The sequence below is a fragment of the Paracoccus sp. PAR01 genome, from assembly GCF_014851995.1.
Lineage (GTDB): Bacteria > Pseudomonadota > Alphaproteobacteria > Rhodobacterales > Rhodobacteraceae > Paracoccus > Paracoccus litorisediminis.
This window is the reverse complement of the sequence record NZ_JACVAW010000004.1, coordinates 1-19934: the sequence shown is the minus strand read 5'-3', so window position 1 is coordinate 19934 and position 19934 is coordinate 1. Positions and strand designations below refer to the sequence as shown.

Annotated in this window: 16 protein-coding genes; 7 read left to right on the top strand and 9 right to left on the bottom strand. The window is 66.1% G+C overall.

Annotated elements, in window-relative coordinates:
• On the bottom strand, nt 1–3267 hold the full coding sequence (locus IB235_RS09080; protein ID WP_192336447.1) for a hypothetical protein: 3267 nt from the start codon (nt 3265–3267) through the stop codon (nt 1–3).
• Between the two features lie 643 nt (nt 3268–3910).
• On the opposite strand from IB235_RS09080, the gene IB235_RS09075 reads away from it, so the two are divergent.
• From IB235_RS09075 to IB235_RS09055, 5 genes are all read left to right on the top strand, one after another.
• On the top strand, nt 3911–5770 hold the full coding sequence (locus IB235_RS09075; protein ID WP_192336446.1) for a hypothetical protein: 1860 nt from the start codon (nt 3911–3913) through the stop codon (nt 5768–5770).
• Between the two features lie 11 nt (nt 5771–5781).
• Nucleotides 5782–6411 carry a hypothetical protein gene (locus IB235_RS09070; protein ID WP_192336445.1) on the top strand — a complete coding sequence of 210 codons (630 nt, stop codon included), beginning with the start codon at nt 5782–5784 and terminating at the stop codon, nt 6409–6411.
• A complete protein-coding gene (locus IB235_RS09065; RefSeq protein ID WP_192336444.1) occupies nt 6408–8360 on the top strand; it encodes an N-acetylmuramoyl-L-alanine amidase in 1953 nt (650 codons plus the stop codon). The genes IB235_RS09070 and IB235_RS09065 overlap by 4 nt, the downstream gene beginning before the upstream one ends.
• Nucleotides 8361–8510: 150 nt before the next feature.
• Nucleotides 8511–9005, top strand: a complete 495-nt coding sequence (locus IB235_RS09060) for a twin-arginine translocation pathway signal (RefSeq protein WP_192336443.1) — start codon at nt 8511–8513, stop codon at nt 9003–9005.
• 9 nt (nt 9006–9014) lie between these two features.
• Nucleotides 9015–9650, top strand: coding sequence for a ferric reductase-like transmembrane domain-containing protein (locus IB235_RS09055; RefSeq protein ID WP_192336442.1), 636 nt, complete (start codon nt 9015–9017; stop codon nt 9648–9650).
• Here the strand turns inward: IB235_RS09055 and IB235_RS09050 are convergent.
• Nucleotides 9635–11170 (bottom strand): winged helix-turn-helix domain-containing protein, encoded by a 1536-nt coding sequence (locus tag IB235_RS09050; RefSeq protein ID WP_192336441.1) that lies wholly within the window; start codon nt 11168–11170, stop codon nt 9635–9637. The two genes, IB235_RS09055 and IB235_RS09050, sit on opposite strands and share 16 nt — an antisense overlap.
• A 126-nt stretch (nt 11171–11296) precedes the next feature.
• Between IB235_RS09050 and IB235_RS09045 the strand changes: the two genes are divergently transcribed.
• Nucleotides 11297–12376: a pyridoxal-phosphate dependent enzyme gene (locus IB235_RS09045; protein ID WP_192336633.1), complete on the top strand. Its 1080-nt coding sequence runs from the start codon at nt 11297–11299 to the stop codon at nt 12374–12376.
• Between the two features lie 12 nt (nt 12377–12388).
• Nucleotides 12389–13861 (top strand): pyridoxal-dependent decarboxylase, encoded by a 1473-nt coding sequence (locus IB235_RS09040; RefSeq protein ID WP_192336440.1) that lies wholly within the window; start codon nt 12389–12391, stop codon nt 13859–13861.
• 55 nt (nt 13862–13916) lie between these two features.
• Here IB235_RS09040 and IB235_RS09035 read toward each other — a convergent pair whose 3' ends face one another.
• The 7 genes from IB235_RS09035 to IB235_RS09005 all read right to left on the bottom strand — a co-directional run.
• Nucleotides 13917–14687: an amino acid ABC transporter ATP-binding protein gene (locus IB235_RS09035; RefSeq protein ID WP_155039389.1), complete on the bottom strand. Its 771-nt coding sequence runs from the start codon at nt 14685–14687 to the stop codon at nt 13917–13919.
• 2 nt (nt 14688–14689) lie between these two features.
• Nucleotides 14690–15352: an amino acid ABC transporter permease gene (locus IB235_RS09030; protein ID WP_192336439.1), complete on the bottom strand. Its 663-nt coding sequence runs from the start codon at nt 15350–15352 to the stop codon at nt 14690–14692.
• Nucleotides 15352–15999, bottom strand: coding sequence for an amino acid ABC transporter permease (locus IB235_RS09025; RefSeq protein ID WP_192336438.1), 648 nt, complete (start codon nt 15997–15999; stop codon nt 15352–15354). Before IB235_RS09025 ends, IB235_RS09030 begins: the two co-directional genes overlap by 1 nt.
• 63 nt (nt 16000–16062) lie before the next feature.
• Nucleotides 16063–16878: a transporter substrate-binding domain-containing protein gene (locus IB235_RS09020; protein ID WP_155039386.1), complete on the bottom strand. Its 816-nt coding sequence runs from the start codon at nt 16876–16878 to the stop codon at nt 16063–16065.
• A gap of 64 nt (nt 16879–16942) precedes the next feature.
• A complete protein-coding gene (hutU, locus tag IB235_RS09015; RefSeq protein WP_192336632.1) occupies nt 16943–18607 on the bottom strand; it encodes a urocanate hydratase in 1665 nt (554 codons plus the stop codon).
• 5 nt (nt 18608–18612) lie between these two features.
• Complete coding sequence (gene hutG / locus IB235_RS09010; RefSeq protein ID WP_192336437.1) at nt 18613–19404, bottom strand: N-formylglutamate deformylase; 792 nt, start codon at nt 19402–19404, stop codon at nt 18613–18615.
• The coding region (locus tag IB235_RS09005; RefSeq protein WP_192336436.1) for an aromatic amino acid lyase at nt 19401–19934 on the bottom strand (534 nt) is incomplete at its 5' end. The genes hutG and IB235_RS09005, both read right to left, overlap by 4 nt.

Here is a 19934-nt window from a genome sequence, read left to right as displayed (position 1 = left end):
TTACCGGCCGGATTGGGTTGCGGATATTGCTTCGGGCTTGTCTGCAGGCGAGGGCGGGCGTGGTCCAAGGTTTTCCTCATTTTCCACCGCGTTCAGCAGGAACAGATAGGCCAGCGCCGGGGACATCTTGTGGCCGCCGAAGCTGGCCTGAAACCGGCTCATCATCTCGACCCGATGCGAGAAGATCTCATAGATCCGGCGCTGGACGAACTGGATCAGTTCGGCATCGCTCATCGAGATCGGAAAGGCATAGGGTTCGTAGGACAGGTATTCCGAGCCCTGCGGCCGCTCGATGTTGCAGGGGCCATTGGCGCGGGTCCAGACCGCCAGCTTGCCAAGGATCAGTTCACGGTCGCCCATATAGATGCGGCGATGGCCGGGCGGCGCGGTGCAGAACCATTCGACCAGATCGTCATGCGATTGCTGAGGGCAGAAATGGTAGTCCAGCCAAGGCCGGTCCTCGACCGGGAGGTTGCTTTGCTGGGGCAGTTTCCCCGCGCAGAACGGGTCTTCGAGAATGTTCAGAACCGCTTTGCAATCGTCGGTCGGGTTGTTTTCATCGCAGGTCAGGGCAGGCAATGCGGGGGCTGGCGGGGCAGGCTGCTTGGCGACGATGATATCCATCAGCTTCTGGGTCTCGGGGAAAAGCCGGGTGATCCCGCTTTCCCCGACGATCTGGTTCAGCCTGTCCGCGGCCTCCTTGAGATCGACGAGGCTTTGCTTGATCGCGGTCGGTTTATCTTCTGCGGCGGACAGGATGAATTGCGGTTCCGTGTTTCGTCGTCGGATCAGATGGTTCGTGACGGCGGCGCTCCACAGCATGCGGCAGCGCTGGTAAAGCGCCTTGCGTTCGGATGGCAGCAGCGCCTTGAAATAGTCGATTTCGCAGGCCTTGCGGGCAATGTCGCGGGCGGTGCTGTTGCCGATATAGCCGATCTCGGTATGCAGGTTGTTGCCGGTCCGCTCCAGAAACGACACGCCCGAGGCAAAGACCACCGGCGAAAAGATGCTGGGTAAAGCGCGCTCCAGATCCGAAAAACGCATCGTCACCGCATCGCACAGCATGTCCAGACTGGTCGGGCTTGACGGGCTGCTGCCCTTGCGCAGCAACCGGAAACGGTTGTCGGCGGTGATCGGTACCGGGACGATTTCGTAATTGGCGTCTCCGGCAAAGATGTCGAAGCACATATCGGCCAGATAGCCTTTATAGGAGCGCGCCTGCTTGTTCTCGGCACCATAGACGGCCGAGGAAAACGGCGGGGTGTCGGCGCGGAACCCGACATAGACCATGCGCTTCTGGGATGGGGCGGGCTGGGATACCATCTGCGCGGCTGCCGGGCTGGGCAGCAGCAACAGCAGCAGCAGGATCGCGCTCGCCGCGGTCTGCGGCTGGGCCCAGCGGGGCTTGGCCATGCGCGTCCGTTCGGGCAACTCGCCCAGCACCCCTGCGGCCAGAAAGGCCAGCACCGCCAGCACGACATGGCCAACCAGATCGAAGCGCCGCGCGCAGTCCAGCGAGGAAATCACCACCAGTCCGGGGCAGTCGCGCGCCAGTGACGCGTTCCAGTAGTTCAGGTGCTGGATCGACAGAAACGCCACGCCAAGGGCGCAAAGCACGCCGTACCACATCCGCGTTGCCGGGCTTTTGCGCAGGTCCGCCGACATGATCGAGACCGGGATCAGCACCAGCAGGATGATCGCCTGCGTCGGGTAATAGATCACGAAGGGCGCGACATTCCCGACATAGAGGTTGAAGAAATAGGCGGCATTGGGCGCGACAAAGAAGGCCCGCAGCGCTGCCACCCCCAGCAGCGCCAGAATCGAGACCGTCACCCCAAGGCACAGGCAGCCGAAGATCTGCATCGCATAGCCCGAACGGCGCTGCGTCTTGGTGGCCTTGGCCCAGTCGCCATTGTCCCACAGATATTGGCGCAGCGAAAAGGCCGCCAGCAGCGGCAGCCATGTCAGGGCGGCGATGCGCAAGGTCTCGACCAGCGCGGTGACGAAAACGCCGTAGATGTTCGAGGTCTCGATGAACTGGCCGATCGGTTCCTGAAGCCCGCGCCATGCCGCCGCCGCATAGATCAGGAACACCGCGATCAGGGCAAGGAACATCCCGGCCTCGGGCCCGGTCCCGGCGGTATCGGGCCGCTCGGTCAGGGCCAGAAGCTGGTTCAGCGCCGGTTCGATCCGCTCGGGCTGGGCGGGGGTGGCGGGACTGCGCGGATCGGGGCGGGTGGCCACGGCCTCGGTCGGGATGTCCAGATCGCGTTCCAGAAAGATCGCGAGGATGCCGACCAGATCAAAGCGCAGCGCCTCGGCCTTGCGGATGGTTTCGCCCAGATATTCGCCGAAGCGGGCCTTGCGCGCGATCGAGCCGGCATCGCCACCCTCTTGCGGGGTCTCAAGCATGCGCTTGTGGATGTCGTCCATAAGCGCGACCGCGTCATCGACATAGTTCCGCTCTTGCTGGCGGACCGATTGCGAGACCTCGTGACCGGGCCAGCTGCCGCGCGCGGCCTTGGCCCAATAGACCAGCAATTCCAGCTGGGCCAGCAGCGACACGGCCTCGTCCTGGCGGGACCGGCGCTGGGTGCCGCTTTCGGTGGCCCAGGCGTGATTGGCGACGGTCTCGGTCCAGCGGTCGCGATAGATCGCAAGCTTCTGCGCCAGCGGGCCGGGATCGGGCTGATCGGGAAGGCAGGCCCGGTCCAGCGTCACGATCAGGTTGCGCATGGTCTGCTCCAGCCGCACCGGAATGCCAACGGCGCGATAGGCGCGGTTGCGCAGCCAGCCTTCGGTGATCTTGATCGGAGGCAGCATCTCGGCCAGCCCGGCAAAGGCGAATGCCAGCATCAATGGCCATTGCATGCTGTCGAATTGCAGCTTGTTCAGATCGACCTGAATGCCGACCACCGGCACCATTTGGCTGGATTGCAGGATCAGTCGCCCGAAAAAGGTGAAAGACACGTAAAGCAGTAGGATCGCACCGGCATAGATGAAATAGGCCCGGATCAACGCGCCGCTTCCGCCCATGTCGCTGGGGCTGAGTTCGCTAAGCGCGCGCGACACCGATTTTACGTCCGACTGGACGGAAAATCGTTTCCACGCGAAGAACGCGATGAAAATGCAGCCGAATGCGAATGTATATAGAAATCCCGGGGCAAATCTTATGCCCATCATCGGAACCTGGACCAGTTCCTCGGCGCGAAGCTGATTATAGGTCCAGAGCGATAAAGGAACACCCGCAGGCCATGGGTCCTCCATGAAACCTCCGATACTCGTCAATCATGCCTCCGGGCCCGACCTTGGGGATCAGGCCCGGCTGCCATCAGCAGCGTTGAAGATTAGGGTCGCAGGGTCCGGCTTCGGCCGGGATCGTGGCTGCCCCTGCGGAAAGAAAGATGGTCAGGCAAAGTACGAGGATTCTCATTTCGAGCCTCCGTATCTGTCTGAATAATCTAGCATGAACCGGGGGCGCTGTTAATCCATAAGGCGAGTCGACGGCGCTGCGTTCACTCAATCACATATGTGGTGTTTCTTGCGAATCGTCCCGCCAGATTTGGTAAATTGATTTCGATTTGAAAATAGGACTTCAGCAGGCATATTCATCCAAGCCTCTGAATATGACGCAATTCATGGCGATAAATCGACGCGTTCCATTCTGCCCGGAATAACACCAGATCGCGCCTGTCCTTTTGGTGAAGAATTCACAAGCGCTGCGGTTCCGTTTGTCGGAATTGGCGCATTGGTGTAAGTTCCGCATATGGTTATCCAAGGCGGTGGCGCGAATTATGCCGCCGCATCGTGCCTGTCGCGTCCTTCCCACGGTGCTGTCATGCAACTTGATCGCGCATCCCGAATTTCGCGGGTCGATCTGAAGACTCGGCTTTATCGGGAATGCGAAGCGATGACCGCCAGCCTTGCCTCGCGCGGGTTGGCGCTGAACGACGATCTGTCCGGACGCATCGCGCTGCTGGATACGGCCGGAGGCATCGAGGATATCCGCCTGACCGAGATCCTGCGCCTGCACGCCGCCTTGGCCCAGGCCGTCAGCCCCGCTTTGCCCGAGACGCTGGAACTGCTGCAATGGGAGGCGGGACGCCAGACCAGCTACCTGACCCATGGCGGCACGCGCCTGCCGAATATGCTGGGCCTCAGCCATTGGGTCGCCCCGGTCGGTGCGATCCGCAAGGTGATCTGGATGGCGCTGTTCTTCTTTTGCGTCTTCTTTGCCGTGGTGATCTTTGCCGGGCTGACCATGGACAATGTGGCCGGGGGCTTGCCCGCCTTCAATGCTGTCAGTGAGGTCACGGGCGCTGTCGCGCCGGTCGCCCCCGAGGATCGCGGGACCATCGCGGCGCTGCTGGCGCTGTTCGCCTCGCTGGCCGGAATAGGGGCGTGTTTCTATGTCCTGTTCGATGCGCATGGCTACATCGCCAAGGGCAGCTACGATCCGCGGCTGGGGCAGAATTACGGCATCCGCATCGGGCTGGGCCTGATGGCGGGCATCCTGCTGTCGCAGGTGCTGCCCGCCAAGGATGGCGGCGAATGGACGGCGATCGGGCGGCCGGTTCTGGCCGTGGTCGGCGGCTTCAGCGGTCAGCTGGTCTATAACGTGCTGTCGAAACTGGTGACGGCGCTGGAAAGCATCTTTGAGGAGGACCGCAATCAGGCCATCGCCCGCGCCGCCAAGGAGGCCGAAGAGGCCGCCGCCGCCCGCCTGAACCGTCTGGCCGAGGAGCGTTCCGCCGATCAGGTGGCGCTGTTGGCACAGTTGCGCGACGCAAGCAGCCCGGAAGCACGAGAGGTCGTGCTGACCTCATTGACGGCGCGGATGGCGGGGCTGCCCGCGCCTGCGATGCCCGTGCCTGCCAGCGGCGCGCAGATCGAGGGCGCGCAGGATGCTATCGCCACGTTGCGGGCGCGGGCCGATTTCCTTGCCCGGATCGTCGATCTGCTGCCCGAAAGCGATCAGCCGGGGCTGCGGGCCGAACTGGGGCGGATCTCGGACGGGCTGGGGCGGCTGGACGGGCTGACGCAGGACGGCGATTTCGTGGCCGAGGCGCTGCGGCTGGCGGCCAGCTCGGGGGTGGGCGGGCCGTTGCGGGCAGCGCTGACGAAAAGCCTTGGCCGTCTGGCCGGGCCGCTTTCGGGTCTGGGCGTGACCCCTGCCGGGCTGGCCGGGGCGATTGTCGTCATTGCCACGCAAGAGGCCGCCGACGCCTATCGCCGCTGGAAGATCCGGGTGCTGGGGGCCGATTACGCGCCCGAGCTGATGGCGGTCGATCCGATCGATGCCGGGGCGGTGCTGCAGGTGATGAACGGGCTGGGCGACGATGCGCGGCAGGCCTTGGGCATCGATGCCGGGGATATGGGGCTGCTCAATGAATTCGGCCGCGCCGCGCTGGATCTGGAGGCGGACGAGGTCCTCAGCCGCTATGGCGCGGAATTCTCGGGCGAAGCACAGGTCTATCTGGAGGCGGTGGCGCGGCTGCGCGACGGGCTGGCAGCGGTACGGATGGCGGCGCTTGGCGCGCAGGTCGCCGAGGAAACCCCGCCCGAGGCGCTGCGCGATACCGGCAGGCCCGACGGCCAGTCGCTGCTGGCGCTGTTCGACCGGCTGGTGGCCCAGATCGAACCCCGCGCCGAGATCGAGCGCATCCTGCTGCTGGCCTCGGCCACCCGCGATGCCTCGCCCGAGATCCGGCAATTGTTCGATCAGGCCTTGGCCCGCGCCAGCGCCCCGGCGCCCGGCCCGACGGGATAGGAGAGAGGGGTATGCGTGGTCATCCGTTGATTTCCTTGTTGCTGGCGGGCCTTCTGGGCTGCGCGCCGGTGGCGCAGATCGCCGATCCGGGCGTGGCCGAGCTGTCGGAATTGCAGACCCTCGCGGCGGCGGGGGACCGACAGGCCATCGCCGATCACACGCCCACCTGCCGGATCGCCCAGCCGGGCTGCCCGCAGGTCCATGAGATGACCGCCGATGCCTGTCTGGCCCTTGCCCAGCAGGCGATGGCCGCGCGCCAGACCGCCGAGGCCGCGCGCCGCGCCGCCTGCGCCGAAAGCCGCTACCGCGACCTGAGCGGCACTTCGGTGCAGTTGCGCGGCCTTGAGGCGCTGCGTTTACAGCGGGAAACCGCCCGCAGCCCCGAGGCGGCAGGATTCAACCGGCAGCTTCAGGCCCGCGCGGGCGCGGTCGCTGACCCGGCGGCGGGCTATTACTGGGCCAGCGCGGTGGATTGGCGGCGGCAATTCGGCAGCGACAAGCCGTCTTGCGCCGAACTGGTCGAGGCGCAGTCGCGCGCCAATGCTGCGGCCACTGCCGCCAGCGCCCCCGCCGACCAGCGCGGCGCGGCGCGCAGCCTTGCGGTGCGGCTGGCCGCCCCGGCACAGGGATGCAGCCGATGAACGCGCCCTCGGTCCTTGGGTTCTTCGGCCTGCCGATGCGGCGCGGGTCCGATGTGACGCGGGTGCAGGCGGCGCTGGCCGCCCTTAACCTGCTGCCGCGCGAAGGCGTGGACGGGCTGTTCGGGCCGCAGACGGCGCGGGCGGTCAAGGCGTTCCAGATCCGGGCCAGGCTGAACCCCACCGGCACGGTCGATGCGGTGACCCTGACGCGGTTGCAACAGGGCGCGGTGGCCCCGGCCCCCGTTCAGGGTGGCGCGGCACCGGTTTCCGGGCCGCCGCTGTCCGGACCCGCCAACCCCGCCGATCTGCCCGATGCGCGGGCGCAAAGGGTGGTGATGCATTGGACGGCGGGCGGGGCAAGGGCCTCGGCGCTGGATCGCCAGCATTACCATTTCATGGTCGAACAGGACGGCACGGTGGTGCGCGGGCGCTTCAGCATCGCGGATAACGACAATACCTCGGACGGGCGCTATGCCGCCCATACCCGCGGCTTCAACACCGGCTCGGTCGGGGTGGCGCTGTGCGGCATGGCCAATGCGCGCGAGCGGCCGTTCTTTCCCGGCTCCAGCCCGATCACCCGCGAACAGGTGCAGGTCTTGGCGCGGCTGGTGGCGCAGATCTGCCGCCGTTACGGCATCCCCGTCACCCGCCAGACCGTGCTGGCCCATGGCGAGGTCGAGCGCTTCTGCAACCGCCCGCAGGCCGGGAAATGGGACCCGCTGGTGCTGCCCTGGGACCGCTCGCTTGGCACCTTGGCGGTGGGGGATTCCCTGCGCCAGATGGTCGGCGAGGCCCTGCGCCCGACCCAGCCCACAGCCCCGCCGGTGGCGCTGCCCGACCCGGAAATCCAGCCCTTCCCGCTGACCGTGCTGGGGCAGGTGATCCCCGGTGGCGGCTTCTCCAGCAATGGCGAGGACTGGGCCCCGGTTCAGCCGCTGATCGCCACGCTGGGCTGGGGCCGGACCGATACCGCCCCCGGTCGCGACATCGAATTGCTGGTCGATGGGCGCGAGATCGCGGTCCCGCTGCGCCCCGACGATCCCAATATCGTGCTGGATCTGAGCGAGTTGGCCGAGGCGCTGGATCTGGTGCTGGCCGTCGATCCGGGCGACGGCCGCAGGATCGAGCGCCCCTCGGTCAGCGTCGCCGGTTTCCGCCCGGTGGTGGTGCGGCGCGGCGACGGGGCCATCGCCATTGCCCGGCGCGAACTGGGCGATCCCTCGCGCTGGACGGAACTGCGCCTGCCCGACGGGACGGCGCTGGACCAGATCCGCGCCGCCGCCCTGCGCGTGGGCGAGGTGCTGCTGGCCCCCGATGGCCCGCCCGAGCCCAGCGATGACGACCTGCCCGAACGCATCGCGCAGGCGGTCGCGCCTCATGTCGATGCCGGGCTGGCCCCCGAGGCCGCCCGTGCCGTGCCGCTGATCGTGCGGGCGCTGTTCGAACATGGCATCCGCGATCCGGCCCAGATCGCCTATGTCCTTGCCACCGCCCAGCACGAGACCAATCTGGGCCGCTCGATGATCGAGAAATGGGGCCCGTCCGCCCAGCAGTTGAAATATGAACGGATGAGCCTCAACCTGCGTCCTGGCGACGGCAAGCGCTATCTGGGGCGCGGCTATGTCCAGCTGACCGGGCGGCTGAACTACCGCAGCTTTGGCGGCCAGCTGCGGCTGCCGCTTGAGGACGATCCCGATCTGGCCGCCCATCCCGAACATGCCGCCCGTATCCTTGTTCTTGGCATGGCCAAGGTTGGCTTTCGCGGGGCGAACCGGGTCTTGGGCAAATATGCGGGCTCGGGCGGCTATGACTTCTACCGCGCCCGCTCGATCATCAATGCCGATCGCGACCTGTTCTCGAACCGCTACGGCACCACGATCGGAGAGGGCATCGCCCGCCGCGCGGTCCGTTTCCACAATGCGATCAAGCCGCTGTTCGATACGGTCTAGGCCGGTCCGAGGTCACGGATTTGTGCGTCCGCGCGCCCGCCCTTCTGCGGCATAATCGGGGCGATCCGTCGGGTGTCACCCGCGTCGACCTGTCTCCGGGCTATAGCGTGCGGGCGGCGACGACCCGGCGGAAAACAGGGAGAAGCCGAGATGATCCCAGCCACCTATGCCCGCCGCTCGTTTCTGGTCGCGGCCTCGGTCGCGGGGCTTGCGATGACGCAGGCCCCGCTGGGGCTGCTGGTTCCGGCGCGCGCGAATGGATTTGCGCCGACCCGGACGATGCGCGGCGGCAGCAACAATTACCGGCCCAATGCGCCCTTGGTCAGCGCCCTTGGATCGGGTTTCATCGTGTCGGGCATGGTCCGGCAGGCGGGCAACGGCGCACCGCTCAGGGGGGTGCGCATCCAGATATGGGCCGCAACCACATTGGGAGGCGAGCGCGAGCCGCGCAACCACGGCAGCGTGCTGACCGCCGCCGATGGCAGCTTCCGCCTTGAGATGGAACAGATCGTGCCGAATTTCGGCCAGCCCCATGCCCATCTGGCCTATGATGACGGCCGCTTCCAGACGGTGTTTCTGCGCCCGGTTCTGGGCAGTGCCAAGGACCGCTCGGTGCAGACCGAATTCGTCCTCGCGCCGGCCTGACGCCGACTGATGCCGCGGAACCCGCGCCTTGCCGCGATCTGCGCATGGGGCGCGGTGCTGCTGGCGCTAGGGCTGCCGGTGGCCCTGGCCGCGACCAGTCCGTGGCTGTCCTATCGCAATCCCGCCTATGTCATCGCCAGCTTTGCAGGCATCGGCGCGCTGGCGCTGATGCTGCTGCAACCCTTGCTGGCGGCGGGCTATCTGCCGGGGCCGGGTCTGGTGCGGGCGCGGCGTTGGCATCGCTGGTTGGGTGCCGGGATCGTTCTGGGCACGGCGTTGCATGTGGGCGGGCTGTTCCTGACCAGCCCGGATGACACGCTGGATGCGCTGCTGCTGGTCGCGCCGACGCCGTTTTCGGTCTATGGCGTGACGGCGATGTGGGCGATCCTTGCCACCGGGCTGCTGGTGCTGCTGCGCCGCCGTCTGGGGCTGACCCTGCCGGTCTGGTGCATGGCCCATAACGCGCTGGCGCTGGTCGCGGTGCTGGCCACCATCATCCACGCCTTGCAGATCGAAGGCACGATGGAGCCGCTGTCGAAATGGGCGCTGTGCGTGGGCGTGCTGGCCGCCAGCCTGTTCACGCTGTTCGACCTGCGCCTGCGGCGTCCGCTGCTGCGCTGGCGGGGGCGTCAGCCGAACCCATAGCCCGTCAGAACCTGTTCCAGCCGCGCCCTTGTGCGGGTGTCGCGCAGCGGGAAGGCGGCAAAGAACAGGCCTGCGCTGGCATCGGGGCGGATGGCGCGGGTGTGGCGCAGCCAGTGCAGCGCGCGTTCCTCTCGGCCAGCCAGATGATTGGCCGAGACCGCCACCATGCCGATCAGAAAATGCGCATGCGGCGAGGATGCCGCCCGGTCGGCCCAGTCGGCGGCCTGATCGTAAGCCCCCTGCTGGATCAGCGACAGCGCCCGCGTCCCGTACATGCCGTAAAGCAGCGGGTCCAGCGGGCTAAGCCGCAGCGCCTGTTCGACCTCATCGCTGGCGGCCTGCGTCTGGGTCATCAGGACCGAGGTCAGCGCCCGCGAATAATAGCCCTGCGCGTAATTCGGGTTCAGCTCGGTCGCGCGTTCCAGCCAGCCCGAGGCGCTGTCCATCTCATCCGTCAGCCAGAATGAGCGGCCCAGTGTAAAGGCCGCAAACGGGTCCATCGGGTCCAGATCAAAGCTGGTCTCGGCCTGTGCCCGCGCACGCGCGCAGGCGGCGTCACGGTCGGGACCGTAGCGCAGAAAGGCTTCCTGAAAGCTGGTGAAGGACAGGCCGGCATGGGCGCGGGCGAAACTGGGGTCCAGCCGGACGGCCTCGGCGAAATGACCGGCGGCGCGCTGGTTGCCCTCGGCGGAAAAGCGAAACATCTGGCGCAGGCCCAGATGGTAGTTTTCCCAGGCGTCCAGACGCTCGATATCCTTGCCCTCGGCCAGCTTGGCCTCGTGCAGGGGCACATGCAGTTCCAGCGCCGAGGCGACGGCCATGACGATCGCGTATTGCAGCCCGGCCAGTTCGTCCAAGGGGCGCGCCAGCCGCTCGGTCCATAGCAGCCGGGCCGTCGCCGCCTCGACCAGCTCGACCGAGACGGCCAGCAAGCGGCCCTCGACCGCCAGCGTCCCGGTCAGGATATAGCGCACGGCCAGAATTTCCCCGATGCGCTTCAGATCCTGCCCCGCCCCCGCGAAACGAAAGGAGGACCCGCGCGCGATCACCGTCATCCAGCGCATCAGCGACAGGGCGCGCAGCACCTCATGGGCCAGCGCCTCGGCCAGCAGCGCCTGACCGGGGGGCAGGGCGATGGGGCGAAAGGGCAGCACCGCCAAGGATGGCCGCCCGCGCGGCGGTATCTGCACCGGCTCGGGCGTGCCGTCCGTGGCCTGCGTGACCGGCGGCAGCAGGCGGAAGCCCCGGCCATGAACGGTGGAGATGATGCGCTGGCTGTCGCCGTCATCGCCAATGGCGGCGCGGGCGGCGCGGATGCGGCTGGCGATGCTGGCATCGGACACGGCGCGGCCCTGCCAGACCGCCTCGATCAGTTCATCCTTGCTGACCAGCCGTCCCGCCGCCCGCATCAGCGCGCAAAGGACCAGAAACACCTGTGGTTCAAGCGCAACCGGTTGCCCGCCTCGCAGCAGCTCGAAGCGCTGATCGTCCAGACGAAGATCGCCGCAGCACCAGATCATGCGCAAATCTAACCGAAATCCACGCCCTCTGCATGATTTCTTCATGAGGGGATCAAGCGCGAGGGGCGGAATCATGCGATGGTGTGGGCGGGGCGCGAACACTCCCCGACTTCGTTGAAAAGAGGCATCGCAATGCAAACGATACGGACGACCAACGGACGCGGCCGCATCTTCGGCAGCATCCTCGACACCGTGGGCGATACCCCGGTGATCCGGGTCAACAACCTTGCGCCAGATGGCGTCGAGGTCTTCGTCAAGGCCGAGTTCTTCAACCCGGCCGCCTCGGTCAAGGACCGGCTGGCGCTGAACATCATCGAGGCCGCCGAACGCTCCGGCGCCTTGACCCCCGGCCAGACCGTGGTCGAGGCGACCAGCGGCAATACCGGGATCGGTCTGGCCATGGTCTGCGCGCAGAAGGGCTACCCGCTGGTGGTGACCATGGCCGACAGCTTTTCCGTGGAAAGGCGGCGTCTGATGCGGATGCTGGGGGCCAAGGTGGTGCTGACACCGCGCACCCAGAAGGGCACCGGCATGTACATGAAGGCGGTCGAGCTGGCCGAGACCCATGGCTGGTTTCTGGCCCGGCAATTCGAGACCCCGGCCAATGCCGATATCCACGAAAGCACCACCGCGCGTGAAATCATCGGCGATTTCGCCGGGCGGCGGCTGGATTTCGTGGTCACCGGTTACGGCACGGGCGGCACCGTCACCGGCCTGTCGCGCGTGCTGCGCCGTGAGCGCCCGGAAACCAAGATCATCCTGACCGAACCGGCCAATGCCGCGCTGGTCAGCAGTGGCGTCGCGCAGGAACGCGGGCCGGATGGCGGCCCCGCCGTCAGCCACCCGGCGTTCGAGCCGCATCCGATTCAGGGCTGGACCCCGGATTTCATCCCGCTGGTCCTGCAAGAGGCCCTGGACCACGGCGGCTATGACGACCTGATCCCGGTCCCCGGCCCCGAGGGCGTGGCTTGGGCGAAAAAACTGGCCGCGCGTGAAGGGATCCTGACCGGCATCTCGGGCGGGGCGACATTCGCCGTGGCGATGCGGCTGGCCGAGAAGGCCGCGCCGGGCACCGCGATCCTGGCCATGCTGCCCGACACGGGCGAACGCTACCTGTCGACGCCGCTGTTCCAGGACATCCCCGAGGACATGGACGAAGAAGAAGCGGCGCTGTCCATGTCCACCCCCGGCTTCCGGATGAGCTGACGGGGGCATGCCATGTGTGAGGATTTCGAAACGCTCGATCCGGGCGACTGGGGGGAATACGGCCGGGTGATGCATCAGGCGGTCGATCGCGCCATTGCGGCGACCGCCGGGCTGCGCGACCGTCCCGTCTGGCGACCGATGACCGATCAGGTGCGGGCGCGCTTGCGCCAGCCCCTGCCGCAAGGCCCGACGCCCTTGGCCCAGGTGGTTGATGAGACATGGGAAACCGTGCTGGCCTATCCCATGGGCAATACCCATCCGCGGTTCTGGATGTGGTACATGGGGGCCTCGGACATGACCGGGGCGCTGGCGGACTTTCTGGCCGCGGTCGATGGCTCGAATCTGGGCGGGGGCAATCATGCTGCCGTGCTGGTCGAGCGGCAGGTGATCGACTGGCTGAAGCAGGTTATGGGATTCCCCGAAACCGCCAGCGGGACGCTGACCAGCGGCGGCTCGGTCGCGAACCTGATTGGCCTTGCGGTGGCGCGCAACAATCTGGCGGGCGCGGATATCCGGCAGGACGGCGTGGCGGCGCTGCCGCAGCCCTTGCGGATCTATGCCTCGGATCAGGTGCATGGCTGCCACCAGAAGGCGGTCGAGCTGCTGGGTCTGGGCAATAATGCCCTGCGCCGCATCCCCAGCGGCGAGGATTGCCGGATCGACCTTGCCGCGCTGCGTCGCGCCATTGCCGAGGATCGCGCGGCGGGGCTCCGGCCGATCTGCGTGATCGGCAATGCCGGCACGGTCAATACCGGCGCCGTCGACGATCTGGCAACGCTGGCCGCGATCTGCCGCGATGAGCGGCTGTGGTTCCATGTCGATGGCTGCATCGGCGCGCTGACCCGGCTGTCGCCCCGCCATGCCGGGCTGCTGGAGGGCATCGAGCGCGCCGACAGCGTGGCGCTGGACCCGCATAAAAGTCTGCACGCGCCCTTCGATGTCGGTTGCGTGCTGGTCCGCGACGAAAGCCTGCATCTGTCCAGTTTCGCGCTGCATGCCGATTATCTGGACCCGATGGAGCGCGGCATCGCCGCCGGGGGCTGGCTGTTCGATTACGGCCTGCAGACCTCGCGCGGGTTCCGGGCGCTGAAGGTGTGGATGATGCTGAAGGAACATGGCGCGGAGCGCTTTGGCCGGATCATCGGTCGCAATATCGCGCAGGCGCAGCGGATGGCGGCAAGGATCGACGCCGAGCCTCGGCTGACCCGGCTGGCCCCGGTGACGCTGGATATCGTCTGCTTCCGCTACGATCCCGGCGACATGGACGCGGATGCGCTGGTGGCGCTGAACACCGAGATCATGATGCGCCTGCAGGAGGACGGCATCGCGGCCTTCTCGGATACGGTGGTGCATGGCGAACACGGGCTGCGCGCGGCGATCTGCAATCACCGCACCACCGATACCGACCTGTCGGATGCGGTGCGGGCGCTGGTTGCGACCGGCGACCGGCTGGTGGGGCTGCGCGAGGTGCAGGCCGCAGGCTGACCGCCACCATATCAGGTTCGACGACGCCCGCAGCCACGGGCGTCGTCGTCATGTCTCAGAAGCTGTTGCGCTCATGATAGGTGCGCAGGAAGGACTGGATGCGCGGATCGTCGGGCTGGTGCAGGATACGCGAGGGGGTGTCGCAGCCCACCAGCTCGCCCTTTTCCATGAAGGCCACCTGATCGGCGACATGGGCGGCAAAGCCCATTTCATGGGTCACGACGACCATGGTCATGCCTTCGCTGGCCAAGGTCTTCATCACGTTCAGCACCTCGCCGACCAGTTCGGGGTCCAGCGCCGAGGTCGGCTCATCAAACAGCATCAGCCGCGGTTCCATGGCGATGGCGCGGGCAATGGCCACGCGCTGCTGCTGGCCGCCCGACAGGCGCGAGGGGTGGTTCTGCATCTTGTCCGCCAAACCCACCTTGGTCAGGGCGGCGCTCGCGCGCTCCTGCGCCTCGGCCTTTGGCAACCCGCGCACGCGGATCAGCCCTTCGGCCACGTTTTCCAGCGCGGTCATATGCGGCCACAGGTTGAACTGCTGGAAGACCATGCCGATCGAACGGCGCATCTCGCGCAGCTTGCGGCCCGACATCTTCTTGCCGGGCGCGTCATAGCCGATCAGCTGGCCGTCGATGCGGACCTCGCCGGAATCGTATTCCTCAAGGAAGTTGACGCAGCGCAGCAGCGTCGACTTGCCCGAGCCGGAGGGCCCGATCAGGCAGGTGACCTTGCCGGGCAGGATGTTCAGATCCACGTCCTTCAGCGCGTGAAAGGGGCCGTAGAACTTGTTGACCTTGCGGATCTCGACGGAGGAAGCCTGCATCGTCAGGTCCTTTCGATCAGGTGTTTCGTGATGCGCGTCTCAAGCCGGCGGCCAACGCGCGAGATGGTTTCGACCAGAACCCAGAAGAACAGCGCCAGCACGAGGTTCGCTTCCAGATAGCGGAAGGTTTCCGTGGACATGCGGTTCACCTGATACATCAGTTCTGGGACGGTGATGATCGACAGGATCACCGTTTCCTTGGTCAGGATGATCGAGAAGTTGATCAGCGCGGGCAAAGCCGAGACCAGTCCAAGCGGCAGCAGGATGCGGCGCACGATGGTCATTTCGGTCATGCCGATGGCGCGGGCGGCCTCGATCTGGCCATGCGGCACGGCGCGGAAGCCGGAACGGAAGATTTCCGCGAAATAGGGGCTGCCATAGATGGTCAGGCCCAGCAGGCCCGCAGGCAGCGCGTCCAGCCGCAGCCCGATCAGCGGGCCGCCATAGTAAAGGACGAAAAGCTGCACCAGAAACGGCGTGCCACGGATGATCTCGATATAGGCCTGAACGATCCAGCGGATGGGGCGCGGGGCGTAGCGCTGGATCAGCGCGATGACCAGTCCCAGCGCCATGCCAAGCACCGTCCCCAGTGCCCAGCACAGGATGGTATTGGCAAAGCCCTTGAGCAGGGCGGGGCCGTATTGCTGAAAGATGCTGAAATCCATCACACGGCCGTCCTGTGTTCAAGGTAGCGTCCCAGCACCGCAAGGCACAGGTTGATCGCCAGATAGATGCAGGCGGCGGCGATATAGACTTCCAGCGGGCGGAAGGTCGTCGCGGCCTGTGCCTGACTGGCGCGGGTGATCTCAAGGATGCCGACGACCGAGACCAGCGAGCTGGCCTTTACCAGCAGGATCAACTCGTTGATCAGCGCGGGCAGGGACATGGTCACCGCCTGCGGCAGGATCACGCGGGTCCAGATGTCGCGCGGGCCCATGCCGATGGCGGTGGCGGCCTCGGCCTGGCCTTTCGGCAGGGCGGCGATGGCACCGCGCCAGATTTCCGAAATATAGGCGCTGGCGCAGATGCCCACGGTGACGACGGCGGCGACAAAGGCCGGAACGTCGATCCCGATGACCGGCAGGGTGTAGTAGAATACCAGCAGCTGCACCAGCAGCGGCACGCCACGCAGGAAGCTGACCCAGACGGCGGCAAAGCGGCGCAGGGCAATATAGGGCGACAGGCGCGCGGCGCAGATCAGCGCGCCGATCACCAGCCCCAGACCAATGCCCAGAAAGGATATCAGCAGCGTGTAGCGCGCCGCCCAGATCAGCGGCCCGAAGCTTTCGAGGAAGACGGGGAGGGAAAACATGCGGGTCTCGTCTTGGCCGAAAAAAAAGGCGGGGATTGCATATCCCCGCCTATGAAGAAAGGCTTATTTCGCAGGCACTTCGCGCGGCAGCTCGGTATAGGTGCCCAGCCATTTTTCCTGGATCGCCTTGACGCGGCCATCGTCGGTCATCTTCAGCAGGGCGTCGTTGATCGCCTTGGCAAAGGGCTCGCTGTCGGCATCCTTGCGCAGGACCCAGGCGAAATACTTGGCCTCGCCGAATTTCGCGGGTTCGAACAGGGCAAAGGTCTCGGGGCGGTTCTTGACCAGATAGGTCAGGTTCGGCAGCGAACCGGCGACCGCGTCCAGACGACCGGCGGCCAGATCGGCATAGGCCTCGTCGGTGGTGCCGTATTCCTTGATGGTCACGCCGCCAAGGCTGGCGCCATAGGCTTCAAGCTGCTTGAACTGCGCGGTGCCTTGCTGGACGCCAACGGTCTTGCCCTTGATGTCCTCGGGCTTTTTCAGGTCGCTCGAGGCGGATTTGACCAGCGCGACGGTGGCATCGGCGATCGGCAGGGTGAAGGTGTAACGCTCCAGCCGTTCCGGGGTGATGGTCACCGGAGCGATGACGATGTCGAATTTCTTGACCTCAAGGCCCGGCAGTTCGGCGGTCCAGGGAATGTCCTGATACAGCGGCTCGACGCCGATTTCCTTCGACACTTCGTCGAACAGGTCCTTGGTCAGCCCTTCATAGGTGCCGTTGGTCAGCATGTCGAAGGGAGCATAGTGCATGTCGGTCGCGGTGACGATCTTGCCCGCGGCCTTGACATCGGCCAGCTGGTCGGCCGAGGCGGCCGTGCCCGCGCCAAGCGCGATCAGGCTGACAAATGCGGCCTTCAGGCTCATGTGGAAACTCATGTCTTTCTCCTAGTTGGACAGGTGACGGGGCGACGTCGTTTCGTTGCGTCGTCGCCCCCTTGAATCAGAGAATGCCCGGCAAGTTCAACCCATGCTCTTTGGCGCATTCGATGGCAATGTCATAGCCTGCATCCGCATGACGCATCACGCCGGTTGCCGGGTCATTCCACAGCACGCGCGCGATGCGGCGGTCGGCATCCTCGCTGCCGTCGCAGCAGATGACCATCCCCGAATGCTGGCTGAAGCCCATGCCGACGCCGCCACCGTGATGCAGCGACACCCAGGTCGCGCCGGATGCGGTGTTCAGCAGCGCGTTCAGCAGCGGCCAGTCGGACACGGCATCCGAGCCGTCCTGCATCGCCTCGGTTTCCCGGTTGGGCGAGGCGACCGAGCCCGAGTCCAGATGGTCGCGGCCAATGACGATCGGGGCCTTCAGCTCGCCATTGCGGACCATTTCGTTGAAGGCAAGGCCCAGCTTGTGACGAATGCCAAGCCCGACCCAGCAGATCCGCGCGGGCAGGCCCTGGAACGCGATGCGTTCCTGCGCCATGTCCAGCCAGTTGTGCAGATGCGCGTCGTCGACCAGTTCCTTGACCTTGGCGTCGGTCTTGCGGATGTCCTCGGGGTCGCCCGAAAGCGCCGCCCAGCGGAAGGGACCAATGCCGCGGCAGAACAGCGGGCGGATATAGGCGGGGACAAAACCCGGGAAGGCAAAGGCGCGGGTGAAGCCTTCTTCCAGCGCCATCTGGCGGATGTTGTTGCCGTAATCGACGGTCGGGATGCCGGCATCGGCAAAGGCCACCATCGCCTCGACCTGCACGCGCATCGAGGCACGGGCGGCTTTTTCGACCGCTTTCGGATCGGATTCCTGTTTGGCGCGCCATTCGGCGACGGTCCAGCCGATCGGCAGGTAGCCATGCACCGGGTCATGGGCGCTGGTCTGGTCGGTGACCAGATCGGGGCGGACGCCGCGCTTGACCAGTTCCGGGAAGACATCGGCGGCGTTGCCGATCAGCGCCACGGATTTCGCCTCTCCGGCCTTGGTCCAGCGGTCGATCATCGCCAGAGCTTCGTCAAGGTCGTGGGTCTTTTCATCGACATAGCGAGTGCGCAGGCGGAAATCGGCGCGGGTCTCGTCGCATTCGACGGCCAGACAGCAGGCTCCGGCCATCACGGCGGCCAGCGGTTGCGCGCCGCCCATGCCGCCAAGGCCACCGGTCAGCACCCATTTGCCCTTGAGATTGCCGTCGTAATGCTGGCGACCGGCCTCGACAAAGGTTTCATAGGTGCCCTGAACGATGCCCTGCGTGCCGATATAGATCCACGAACCGGCGGTCATCTGGCCGTACATGGCCAGTCCGCGCTTGTCCAATTCGTTGAAATGGTCCCAGTTCGCCCAATGCGGCACCAGGTTCGAGTTGGCGATCAGCACGCGCGGCGCGTCCTTGTGGGTCTTGAAGACGCCGACCGGCTTGCCCGATTGCACCAGCAGGGTCTCGTCCTCTTCCAGAGCGCGCAGGCTATCGACGATCAGGTCGAAATCCTTCCACGTCCGGGCGGCGCGGCCGATGCCGCCATAGACGACCAGCTCATGCGGGTTCTCGGCCACGTCGGGATGCAGGTTGTTCATCAGCATCCGCAAGGGAGCCTCGGTCAGCCAGCTTTTCGCGGTGATCTCGGTTCCGGTGGCGGGATAGACGTCGCGGGTATTGTGACGGGGGTTGTCCATCTGGGTCATGCCTTCAGTTCGGCGGCAAGCGCCGCGAGTTGGTGCAGGATATGGGAAAGGATCACGCGCAGGCCGGCGGCCTTGGCGTCGTCATAGGCAAAGGGTGGGGTTTCCGTGGCCAGATGGGTGGATTGCGCCAGCTCCATCTGGATCGCGTGGACGCCGGTGCCCGGCTGGCCGTAATGGCGGGTGGTCCAGCCGCCCTTGAAGCGGCCGTTCAGCACATGGGTCTGGCCGGTGGCGGCGCAGATGTCGAACACGGCCTTTTCGATGCGCGGGGCGCAAGCAGCACCGCTATTCGTGCCGATGTTGAAATCCGGAAGCGTGCCTTCGAACAGGAAGGGGATGTGGCTGCGGATCGAGTGGCAATCAAACAGGATCGCCACGCCGTGTTTGGCCCGGACCCGCTCGATCTCGGCCGCCAGTGCGGCGTGATAGGGCGCGTGGAAGCGGGCCTTGCGGTCGGCGATGTCCTCGGCCGTGGGCTCAGAGATCCAGATCGGCTCGCCGTCGAAATCGGTGACGGGAACAAGGCCGGTGGTGTTCTGGCCGGGATACAGGCTTGCATCATCGGCGCCGCGGTTGGCGTCGATGACATAGCGGTGGAAGGTCGCCCGCACCGTGGTCGCACCGGGCAGCAGCCCGTCGTAAAGCCGTTCGATATGCCAGTCGGTATCGGCCAGAACCTGCCCGCTCGGGTTCAGTTGCGCGCGGATTTCCTCGGGCAGCCATGTCCCGGTATGGGGCAGGCCAAGGATGACCGGGCTGTCGCCTTGGGTGACTTCGACCGGGGTCACGCCGTCACCTCGGCCAGCAGTTCGGGGGCGACGGCGGCGACCAGCGCGCCTTCGCGGACCAGACGCGCGGCTTCCGCCAGATCGGGGGCCATGTAACGGTCCTGATCCAGCGCCGGGACGGTCGCACGCAGGGTGGCGATCACCGATTGCAGCGGGGCCGAGGTGGTCAGCGGCGCGCGGAATTCGACGCCAGCGGCGGCGCACATCGCCTCGATCCCGATGATATGGGCCAGGTTCGCGTTCATCCGCTTCAGCCTGCGCGCGCCATGGGCGGCCATGGACACGTGGTCCTCTTGGTTGGCGCTGGTCGGCGTCGAGTCGGTCGAGCAGGGATTGGCCAGATGCTTGTTCTCGCTCATCAGCGCGGCGCTGGTGACTTCGGCGATCATCAGGCCCGAGTTCAGGCCCGGATCGGGGGTCAGGAAGGGCGGCAGGTCATGGGACAGGGCCGGGTCCACCATCAGCGCGATGCGGCGCTGGGAAATCGCCCCGATTTCCGCGATCGCCAGCGCGATCTGGTCGGCGGCAAA